The organism is Micromonospora sp. ATLC20, assembly GCF_057196585.1.
The window spans coordinates 33,042-43,811 of sequence record NZ_JBXUOV010000031.1; the positions used below are offsets into that span (position 1 = coordinate 33,042).

8 protein-coding genes are annotated in these 10,770 nt (G+C 68.0%); 6 read left to right on the forward strand and 2 right to left on the reverse strand.

All coding sequences use genetic code 11. The annotated features are described in order from the left end of the window. The first annotated feature begins 280 nt into the window (after positions 1-280). The 4 genes from AC2CHG_RS09990 (at position 281) to AC2CHG_RS10005 (ending at position 7,300) form a co-directional block, all read left to right on the forward strand. Positions 281-1,138 carry a GNAT family N-acetyltransferase gene (locus tag AC2CHG_RS09990; RefSeq protein ID WP_484524600.1) on the forward strand — a complete coding sequence of 286 codons (858 nt, stop codon included), beginning with the start codon at positions 281-283 and terminating at the stop codon, positions 1,136-1,138. A 343-nt stretch (positions 1,139-1,481) separates the two neighbouring features. Further along, entirely contained in the window at positions 1,482-3,047 is a 1,566-nt protein-coding gene (locus AC2CHG_RS09995; RefSeq protein ID WP_484524601.1) for a GmrSD restriction endonuclease domain-containing protein, read from the forward strand. 239 nt (positions 3,048-3,286) lie between these two features. Continuing rightward, positions 3,287-4,243, forward strand: a complete 957-nt coding sequence (locus AC2CHG_RS10000) for a zinc metalloprotease (RefSeq protein ID WP_484524602.1) — start codon at positions 3,287-3,289, stop codon at positions 4,241-4,243. A gap of 150 nt (positions 4,244-4,393) precedes the next feature. Beyond that, on the forward strand, positions 4,394-7,300 hold the full coding sequence (locus AC2CHG_RS10005) for an RHS repeat domain-containing protein (RefSeq protein WP_484524603.1): 2,907 nt from the start codon (positions 4,394-4,396) through the stop codon (positions 7,298-7,300). Between the two features lie 47 nt (positions 7,301-7,347). On the opposite strand, the gene AC2CHG_RS10010 is transcribed toward AC2CHG_RS10005, so the two are convergent. Next, a complete protein-coding gene (locus AC2CHG_RS10010; RefSeq protein WP_402814290.1) occupies positions 7,348-9,027 on the reverse strand; it encodes a DNA repair helicase XPB in 1,680 nt (559 codons plus the stop codon). A gap of 216 nt (positions 9,028-9,243) precedes the next feature. Between AC2CHG_RS10010 and AC2CHG_RS10015 the strand changes: the two genes are divergently transcribed. Together AC2CHG_RS10015 and AC2CHG_RS10020 are read left to right on the forward strand one after the other, a co-directional pair. Then, positions 9,244-10,119 (forward strand): L,D-transpeptidase family protein, encoded by an 876-nt coding sequence (locus AC2CHG_RS10015; protein WP_484524604.1) that lies wholly within the window; start codon positions 9,244-9,246, stop codon positions 10,117-10,119. A 145-nt stretch (positions 10,120-10,264) separates the two neighbouring features. Beyond that, the gene (locus tag AC2CHG_RS10020; RefSeq protein ID WP_262015385.1) at positions 10,265-10,501 is read left to right on the forward strand and encodes a hypothetical protein; all 237 of its coding nucleotides are present in this window, start codon (positions 10,265-10,267) and stop codon (positions 10,499-10,501) included. A gap of 1 nt (position 10,502) precedes the next feature. Here the strand turns inward: AC2CHG_RS10020 and AC2CHG_RS10025 are convergent. Next, positions 10,503-10,770 (reverse strand): WYL domain-containing protein (locus AC2CHG_RS10025; RefSeq protein WP_484524605.1); only part of this gene is annotated, 268 nt, incomplete at its 5' end.

The following is a 10,770-nucleotide window of genomic DNA, read 5'->3' on the forward strand; positions in this document are numbered from 1 at the left end:
GTTTCGGCCCTCCTGGTGCCCGGGTTGCGGCTTCTGTCGGGGCAGCAACTGCATGATCGACAGGGTGGTGGGGGCGCTTCTGCCGATCTTGGAGTTGTGGCGCCCAGATGGTCGGATCGGCGGCCTTTGTGAGGTGCCACAACTCCAAGATCGCGGTGGGCGGGTGGGCGGGTGGGCGGGTGGGGCGGGTGGGGAAAGTGGTTGACCGTGGGGGGCGGGGTGGGGCCTACTGCGTCGGGGTGCCGGACCGTGAGGGTCGGGCGGGGTGGCGGGAGTGGGCGTGGGCGGGATCGATGGGCTGGTGTGGCGGGAGTTCGGCGAGGAAGACCTGCCCGCCTTGACCGGCCTGGCGCAGGCGTGCCTCGCTACTGACGGCGGGTTGCCGCTGTTCGGGCGTACCCCGTTGGCGCGGGCGCGGCTGCTGCAGACGCGTACCCACGGCGCCTGGTCCGGCGACGACCTGGTCGCGGCCGTCGGGGTCGGCACCGGGCGGACGCCCGCCACCGCCACCGGCCTGGTGCACCCGGCGTGGCGCGGGCGCGGACTCGGCGGCGCGCTGCTGGACCGGGCCGAGAAGCACGCCGGCGACGGGGGCCTGCTGGTCACCACGGAGACGTGGAACGTGGCAGCGGAGGAGTTGTTCGCGGCGCGCGGTTACACGCGGACGTTCCTGGAGTGGGTGCTGCGGCACGACCTCGACGTGCTGCCCGAGGTCGCCGCGCCGAACGGCGTGGCTGTGGAGCCTGCCACGCTGGGGCCGGAGTTGTTCACCACTTACCGCGCGTCGTTCGCCGACCGGCCCGGATTCGTGGAGCCGGAGGCCGACGAGTGGCTGGGCGACCTGCGCGACGACGAGGACTTCCGCCCGGAGCTGACGCTGCTCGCACGCGGCCCGGACGGTGCGGCGGCCGGCTTCGTCACCGTGCTCGACAACTGGATCGACCAGGTCGGCGTGGTGCCCGGGTGGCGCGGGCGACGGGTCGGCGCGTACCTGGTGGCGCGCGTCCTGCGCGGCCTCGCCGACGCGGGCGCGGACGCCGCATGGCTCTGCGTCAACGACGACAACCCGGCCGCCGGGCTGTACCGGCGGCTCGGCTTCCGCGACTTCGGCCGCCGCGCCCGTCACCGGCGCCGCTGACAAGGCGCCCGATGCGGGTGCCGTTCTTATAGAGGGTGCGGGCAAGTCCTGCTTCGGTGCGAGCCGCCCAAGACGTGCCCGCGCTGGCCTGCTAGGCGTTCGACATGCGCCGAGAAGTGTCGGAAAGCCGACCGAATGCCGATCTAGTGCTTCTACAGACGAACCTGCAGGTCAGTGGTGAGTAGCGCTTTCCGATCGTGCTCTAGTCGGCAAGTGAGGGTTGCCTAGTCCTGCCAAGGCGACTAGGAAAGAGGTCCGAGCTGCGCCACGATCTTCAGTAGGCGGCAGGTTCGAGATATTGCGGAATGAGTCAAACTTTGATAACTCTACTGGAAGTAGGGGCATGACTTCGATTAGGCAGCTGATCAGTGCCGTAACTGAAGGTAGAGTGAGGATCCCTGCTTTCCAGAGGGGCTTCGTGTGGGACTCGGATCGTGTCGCTCAACTCATGGATAGCATCTATAAGGGCTATCCATTTGGCGCGCTACTCTTCTGGCGCACGAAGGCCGAATTGCAGACGGAGCGAGACCTTGGCCCCTTCATTCTTCCGCCCAGGCCTGCCGACTATCCGGTCGATTACGTGCTCGATGGGCAGCAGCGGCTAACTAGCATCTTTGGTGTCTTTCAGACCGAACTTAAGCCAGCTGAGGCAACCGAATGGACGAACATTTACTTCGATTATCGAAGTGATGCAGACGCGCAGGATAGTCAATTCCTGGCCTTGTCACCTGCTGACGCGGATCCAGACAGGTACTTTCCTCTGGCGGTACTTTTTGATGCGCCAGCCTACGGTGAGGCGTCAAGGAAATTGTCCTCTGATGTCATAGCTGTGATTGACGATCTGCATAGCAAGTTCAAGGAAGTTTCGATCCCCATTCAGAGCTTCGCGACTGACGATAGGGCGGGTGTGGCGATTGTTTTTGAGCGCGTCAATCGTCTTGGGGTTGAGCTGGATACTCTGCAGTTGCTCAGCGCGTGGACCTGGTCTGACGATTTCGATCTTCAGCGGAAGTTCTCGGAACTGAGCGAGGAGTTGGAGCCCTTCGGTTTCGGTGATGTGGGCGAAGAGATTACGCTTCTCTTGCGCTGCTGTGCAGCAATTGTTGAGGGTGATGCCTCACCTAAAGCGATGATCTCAATGAAGGGGGCTAAGGTCAGGGAACTCTTTCCTCATGTCATTAATGGAATCCGAGGAGCGATCGATTTCGTGCGAAGGGAGTTGGGTGTTCAGCAACTTGCTAATCTTCCCTACGCCTCTACGCTTGTTCCCCTGTCAGTCTTCTTCTCTGCGCCGGATGGGCGGTCGGTTAGCTACTCTGACGCACAGCGACGGATTATCCTAAGGTGGTTCTGGCGAGCCTGCTTCTCTGCTCGCTATGGCAGATCCGTAACTCCGAGTCTTGCTGCGGACATCAGTGAGATTAAGAACCTGCGGGCCGGTCGCAAATGTCGCCTAACCGACATGTCTGTGAATGTCGATGAGTCTTTGTTTCTCCGTCACCAGTTCAAGCTAAGTACTGTATTGAGTCGCACCTTCATTCTCATGCTGGCTCAGCAGCGCCCGCGCAGTCTTGTTTCAGGCCAAAGCATCGACTTGGCGGCGGTGCTAAAAAGCTATAATCGTAATGAGTTCCATCACATCTACCCGCAGGCGTACCTTCGTTCGGCCGGGATAGATGTGGAAAGGCATAGTCTGTTGGCCAACATTTGCTTCATCAGTTCTATTGACAATAAGATTCTCGGTGGAGATTCGCCCGCCACTTATCGGGTCCACCTGGCGTCGCCCGAATTAACCTTTCCGTTGGCGTTCGTTCCCGAGCATGAGCTATTTTCGGGAGACTACGAGGCTTTCGTCAAGGCTCGCGCGAGGCTTCTTGCGAGCGAAGCGAATCGGGTCATGGGCCTATAGAGCCTCTACGGTGGAGGGCGTGAGCGTGGCCCATTATGTGCTGGCTGCCGCCCGGTTCAGCGTTTGCTGAATTACGCAGCCACCAAAGATTGTGGCTAGGTAGAGACGGATCTCCCGGGTTGGTGGGGGTGTTGTCCGTGCCTCTGACGTGGTCTTATGTTGGGACGACGACGTCATCGATCCGCAGCTTTGACAACCCCGCGTCGGTACTCCTTTCATGCCTCTCGAAAGGTGCAACGATGCACAGGAAACCGACGATCCACCTGGCAGTGCTCGTCGCTGCCGCAGCCGCCTTCCTGACCGCCGGCGGAGCCCCCGTCGCGGCCACGGCCGCACCCGTGACCGCCTCTCCCGCCGCCGAATGTGAGCCGGGCGCCGACACGCACAGCGCCGCCCGGGTACGCGAGGGCGCCACCGCCAAGGAGCCCGAGCTCTACTCGACGAACGAGGCCAAGGCGTACGGCGTCATCAAGGACTCGCCGCGCCTGGCGAACGGCAGCGTCACCGTCCCGACGGTCTTCCACATGATCTCGGACCACGAGCTGAGCGCGGCCGAGAAGGCCCGCTGGAACACGCTCATCTCGGCCCAGATGACGGTGCTGAACGACTCGTTCGCGGGTCGTACCGCGGCCGACGCGTCGGACACGCCGTTCCGCTTCTCGCTCGTGGACACCACCTGGACCGTGAACAGCGCCTGGTACGCGGTGGTGCCGGGCAAGAACGAGCGGGACATGAAGAAGGCGCTCTACACCGGTGACTCCCGCACGCTGAACGTCTACGCGGCGAACATCGGTGACGGGCTGCTCGGCTGGGCGTACTTCCCGAAGGGCTACAACAACGGCCGTGACTACATCGACGGCGTGGTGATGCTCGACGAGTCGATGCCCGGTGGCACGGCTGGCAAGTACGCGCTCGGTGACACGCTGACGCACGAGGTGGGCCACTGGCTGATGCTGGAGCACACGTTCGCGCACGGCTGTTCCGCGTCCGGCGACTTCGTGGCGGACACGCCGCGTGAGGCGGCGCCGCAGTTCAACTGCCCGATCGGGGCGGACACCTGCACCGCGCCGGGGCTGGACCCGATCCACAACTTCATGGACTACACGCAGGACTCCTGCATGAACATGTTCACCCCGGGCCAGGCCGACCGGATGAGCGACGCCTGGGTCGCGTTCCGGGCCAGCGGCAAGGGCTGACCGTCGGACCGGGCGGGCCGCGCCGATGCGGTCCGCCCGGTCGGCTCAGGCCAGCCGAATCGGCGTACGCCTCTGTCGTCCCCCTTCGATACCCTCATGCGACTCGACGGCGATGCACGCCGTTGTCCTACGGGGGGAAGGGGCATCGTCGTGCGCGCACGAAGAATGCTCGCCGCGTCACTGGGCATAGTGCTCGGTGCCGGCCTGATCAGCGTCGACACCGCTCCGGCGCAGGCCTACGAGCACCGGACCACCGGCAAGTCCGGCTGGGCCTACACGGATTCGCAACAGCCGAGGAAGTCGTTCGTCAACACGGACGGGGACGCGCCGGTCGGCGCCTGGACGGACGCGACCGGCACGAAGCACAAGTCCCGGTCCTACTTCACCTTCGACGTCTCGCGCTTCCGCGGGACCGTCATCCACAAGGCGGACCTGGTCGTCGCGGAGCGCTCCGCGGCGGACTGCTCGATCGCCCAGCCGGTCGAGCTGTGGCGTACCGACCCGATCACCGCGACCACGAGCTGGGCGTCGAGCCCGCGCCGTCGCGAGCTGCTCGGCACGGTCCAGGCCGGCGGGGAGGCGGCCTGCCCCGGCTATCTGGCGTGGGACATCATGCCCGCCCTTCAGAAGCTCGCGGATCAGGGCAAGCAGACGCTCACCGTCGAGATCCGGCTGCCGCACGGCTCCGAGGGCAAGCTCTCCCACGGTCGTAAGCTCCGTCCGTTCCCGGTGATCAACAGTGAGGCGAACCACGCGCCGACGGTCGGGCAGATCGGGATCGACTTCCCGGCCTGGGCCTGCGGGACCAAGACGAACCCGCAGCCGGTGGGGCCGCGCAACCACGGCCTGATGGTCAAGGGCGCGGACGCGGACAGCAACGACGCCACCTACCGGGGGCAGTTCGCGGCATGGCCGGTCGGCCACGAGGACCAGCGTGCCGAGCAGTTCGGATACAGCTACGGCGGCGCCCTCTCGAAGCTCGACTGGGACATGTCGCAATACCCGCACGGCACAGTGGTGGCCTGGACCGCCCGCGCCTACGACGATCACGACTTCTCGCCGTGGGCCGAGCCGTGCTACGTCAAGGTGGACGCGCAGCGACCCGCCGCCCCCGTGGTGACCTCGGAGAAGTACCCGAACGACGGCCTGCCGCACGGTGGGTCGGGGGTGCCGGGGACGTTCACGTTCAAGGCCAACGGCTCGCCGGACGTGGTCGGCTACTACTGGGGCCGCTTCGGCGACGCGTACCACTACATCCCCGCGCCGTCGCCCGGCGCCGACGTGACGCTCGAATACACCCCGACCTCGTTCTCCGACTCGCTGAGCGTGCGCAGCGTGGACAGCGCGTCGAACTCGTCCGAGACTGTGCACTACGAGTTCTGGGTGAAGTCGACCGCGCCGCAGGTGCAGGTGACGATGGCCGGCGTCGGGCTGCCCAGCAAGCTTGCCTTGTCGACGAACGTGGAGGGGGTCACCGAGTTCGGGTACCGGATCGGCGCCGGCGCGGAGACCCGGGTGCCGGTGAACCCTGACGGCCCGACCGAGATCCCGGTGACGTTCGCCGAGGCGGGCCTCGTCGAGGTCGAGGTACGCAGCTACGCCGGAAGCGAACTCGTCGGCGGGCACACCGAGAACGTGTGGGTCCGCGACCTCCCGACCGTGGAGTCGGACGACTTCGACTTCCCCGAGCACGACGGGGTGGTGGACCGTCCCGGCACCTTCACGTTCCGGCCCGGCCGGACCGGTGTGGTGGCGTACGAGTACACGTTCGGTGGTGGCGATCTGCTGCGCATCGACGCGGCCGCGGACGGCACGGCGGTGCTGCGCTGGACGCCCACCGAGGGTGGCTGGCACGTGCTGAACGTCCGGAGCATCAGTGCCGACGGCACTGTTTCGGAGACGCAGGAGCAGCAGTTCAACGTCATCGACACCAAGCCGTACGTCTCCTCCAGCACCTACTACGAGAACGGCGCCTGGGGCGGCGTGGGCATCCCCGGTGAGTTCAACTTCGACACCGGCATGCCCGACGTCGACGCCTACCTCTTCCGCCTCAACGACGGGCCGGAGCAGGTCGTCGACCCGGACTACAGCTGGGCACGGGTGACGCTCACCCCGGACCGTTCCGGCAGCAACACGCTGACGGTGCGTACCCGGTTCCAGGACGGCTCCTTCTCCCCGACCCGGACGTACACGTTCGAGGTCAGCGACGCGCCGGTGGTGACGTCCGAGGACTACCCGGAGAACGGTGAGGGCGGCCAGCCCGGGCAGACGGGCCGGTTCACCTTCAACCCGGGCCGTTCCGGCGTGACCGAGTACCGCTACGTGCTGGAGTACGCCGGCGAGGAGCAGGTGGTGGCTGCCGGCGCGGACGGCCGGGCCACCGTCGAGATCACGCCGACGCACTCCGGCTACACGTTGCTGACTGTCACCAGCCGGACGGCCGACGGCACGGTCAGCCCGGAACGCCGGTACTACTTCCGGGTCCGCGACGCCCGGGTGAACGTGAGCAGCGCCTACGACGAGTACAGCCCGCGTGGCGGGATCGGGTCGGTCGGCACGTTCGGGGTCTACACCGAGATCAGCGAGGTGACGACCTTCGAGTACCAGCTCAACGGCGGCGCCTGGCAGAGCGTGCCGAAGAAGCCTGATGCGCTGGTCACGGACATCACGGTGACCATGGACCGCAACGGCGCCAACCTCATCTCGGTACGGGGGCGTACCGCCGCGGGCGACTACACGCCGCAGACCGACTACCCGTTCCTGGTCGGCACGGCGCCGCTCGTCAGCTCGGGCACCTACCCGGCCGGTCAGTGGTCCGGCGGTGTGGGCGTGGCCGGTGAGTTCACCTTCACCCAGGGCAGCCCGGGTGTGACCGAGTTCGAGTACACAGTCGAGGACGGGCAGCCGGTGACCGTGGCCGCGAACGCCGCCGGAGTCGCCACGGCGACCTTCACGCCGACCTCGGCCGGCTCGTACAGCATGCGGGTGCGCGGCCGGACCGCCGACGGCGTGTGGACCGACACGACGAGCTACTACTTCCTGGTCAACTACTCCTGACCCGGTCGTGACGGTGGGTCGCCCGATAGGGGCGGCCCACCGGTCGCTCAGTCGACTGTGGGCAGCGACGGCCCGAGCACGTCGTCGGCGTCCACGATGGTGTACGCGTACCCCTGCTCGGCCAGGAACCGCTGCCGGTGCGCGGCGTACTCGGTGTCGATGGTGTCCCGGGACACCACCGTGTAGAAGTGCGCCTGCCGGCCGTCGGCCTTCGGGCGCAGCACCCGGCCCAGCCGTTGCGCCTCCTCCTGCCGCGAGCCGAACGTGCCGGACACCTGGATCGCCACCGCCGCCTCCGGCAGGTCGATGGAGAAGTTGCCGACCTTCGAGAGCACCAGGGTCCGCAACGAGCCGGAGCGGAACGCGTCGAACAGCCGCTCGCGTTCCTTGTTCGTGGTGGAGCCCTGCACGATCGGCGCGTCCAGGTATTCGCCGAGCTGGTGCAACTGGTCGAGGAACCCACCGATGACGAGGACCTGCTCGTCCGGGTGCCGGTCCACCAGGGCCCGCACCACGGGCAGCTTCGTGCGGGCGGTCGCCGCCATCCGGTAGCGCTCCTCGGCCTCCGCCGTCGCGTACGCGAGCCGTTCCGCGTCGGTGAGCGTCACCCGTACCTCGGTGCACTCCGCCGGGGCGATCCAGCCCTGCTGCTCGATGTCCTTCCACGGCGCGTCGTACCGCTTCGGGCCGATCAGGCTGAACACGTCGCCCTCGCGGCCGTCCTCGCGTACCAGAGTCGCGGTGAGGCCGAGCCGGCGACGGGCCTGAAGGTCGGCCGTGAAGCGGAAGATCGGCGCGGGCAGCAGGTGCACCTCGTCGTAGACGACCAGGCCCCAGTCGCGGGCGCCGAACAGGTCCAGGTGGGTGAACGCGCCGCCGCGCCGCGAGGTCAGCACCTGGTACGTGGCGATGGTGACCGGGCGGATCTCCTTGCGCTCGCCCGAGTACTCGCCGATCTCCTCCTCGGTCAGCGAGGTGCGGGCGATCAGCTCGCGCTTCCACTGCCGTCCCGCCACCGTGTTGGTGACCAGGATCAGCGTGGTCGCCTTCGCCTCGGCCATGGCCGCTGCCCCGACGAGCGTCTTGCCGGCGCCGCAGGGCAGCACCACCACGCCGGAGCCGCCGGCCCAGAACGCCTCGACCGCCTCCCGCTGGTACGACCGCAGCGTCCACGGCTTGCCGCCGTCCTTGCCGGACTCGGCCAGCTCGATCTGGTGCGCCTCGCCGTCCACGTACCCGGCCAGGTCCTCGGCGGGCCAGCCCAGCTTGAGCAGCGCCTGCTTGAGCCGCCCCCGCTCGGACGGGTGCACCGCGACGGTGTCGTCGTCCAGCTTCGCGCCGAGCATGCCGGCGAGCTTCTTGCTCTTGGCGACCTCGATCAGCACCACCCGGTCCAGCGCGCGCAGCACCAGGCCGTGCACCGGGTCGTTGGCGAGCTGGAGCCGGCCGTACCGGTCCATCGTCTCGGCCACGTCGACCAGCAGCCCGTGCGGCACCGGGTAGCGGGAGTACTTGATCAGCGAGTCCACCACGCCCTCGGCGTCGTGGCCGGCGGCCCGGGCGTTCCACAGGCCCAGCGGCGTGAGCCGGTACGTGTGCACGTGCTCGGGGGAGCGTTCCAGCTCGGCGAAGGGCGCGATCGCCATCCGGCACGCCTGCGCGTCGGGGTGATCCACCTCCAGCAGCAGCGTCTTGTCCGACTGCACGATCAGTGGTCCACCGCTCACGCCAGCGTCCTCTCGCATCGCCCGGAACCCGCTGCCCGGAAACTCGTCGCCCGGAACCCGGTCGCCCGGCATCCCGTCCACACCCCGGCTGACCTGCCGCAGGCCGACCATCCAGTGTTGCACGCCGGAGGGCGCCGCAAAAAAGTCTCGCTGGACAGGCAACGTCATACTCGTCCCACACGTCTAGCAAGCGGGACGACTGTCCAGGGAGGGCCCATGCAGCGTGTCCGGTTTCTCGCACGGGCCACCGCCCTGGCGGTGGTCGTGCTGGTCGGTGTCGGCGCCTGCGCGCTCGATCCGCAGGCGGAAGGCGCCGGGGGCAGCACCCCCGGCCCGGTCGGGCTGACGGAGGGAGCATCGGGGGCGAGCGCGTCGCCCACGCCGGAACAGCCGGTCACGTCCCCGTCGGCGCAGCCGAGCCGGACGGCCTCGCCGAAACCCTCCCGGTCACCCGAGGCGACGAAGACGACGAAGCCCAAGCCGAAGCCGAGCGCGTCCGCCGGGTGCCCGCAGGGGGAGCACCAGCGGGCGGTGGAGACGTACCTGACGCGGCTGGGCGGCTTCGGGACGCTGACCGTGGACGGCGAGCAGTCCGCCGCCGACTGCGCGGCGATCAAGAAGTTCCAGATCCGGTACGGGATCAGCCCGTCCTCGGGTCGCGCCGGCCCCACCACGTACGACGTGGCGAAGCGGCTCACCGCCACCGACACCGCGCGGTGCAAGGCCGGTTCCCGGCTCACCTTCTGCGTCGACCTGACCCGGCAGACGGTCTGGGCGATGCGCGGCGGGAAGGTGGTGATGGGTCCGACGGTGACGCGCACCGGCATGTCCGGCTACGCCACTCCGGCCGGCACGTACTCGGTGGGCCGGAAGAACCCGCGCGAGTGGTCCAACCCGTACGAGGTGTGGCTGCCGTACTGGCAGCAGTTCAACGGCGGGATCGGCTTCCACGAGACCACCACCTACCTGCACAACGGCGCGATCGGCTCGCACGGCTGCGTGAACCTGCTGCACCGTGACGCGGTACGCCTCTGGGAGCTGGGTTCGGTCGGCACCCGCGTGGTCGTGATCGGCCGCCGCCCCGGCACCTGAGCCCGCCGCCCCGGCACCTGAACCGGCCCGGAACCCGCCCCACCCGTGACCGGACCGCCCGGATCAGGGTTTTAACCCCTGTCCGCGCGCTCCGGTTGGTGTAACCCTGGAAGCCGGGTCCATGCCGGGACGGGGAGGGACTGCCATGACCGTTGACCAGGACGTGCTTCCCGAGGACGAACGGACGCGGCAGCAGGAGGTGCCCACGGCGGTGGTGCTCGCCTACGCGGCCGCCGCCGCCGGGGTGTTCGGCTGGTTCCTGTTCGGGCTGCTCGTGCAGCAGCAGGGCTTCGTCGACTCGGTGGGTGAGGCGGCCGGTACCGCGTTCGCGTTGCTGCTGGCCGTGTCGGTGATCGGCACGCTGCGCCGCAACGGGGAGTAGCTCACTCCTCCAGCACTGCCGCCGTGATCCGGTGCAGCGCGAACGTGTGCAGCATCTCCGTCCGGTCGTCCTCGGCGCGCAGGTAGCCGGCACCGATCGACACCGGCCGGACCAGCCGGGACGCCGTCGCCCCGTGCGCGTCGACGTAGCCCACCCAGACCAGCGCCTTGTCCCGTACCGCCTGTTGGAGCACCGCCAGCGCGTCGCCGTGCCCGGACACGGGCGTGGGGCCGCCCGCCGCCGGGGCGCCGCGGACCACTGCCGGGGCC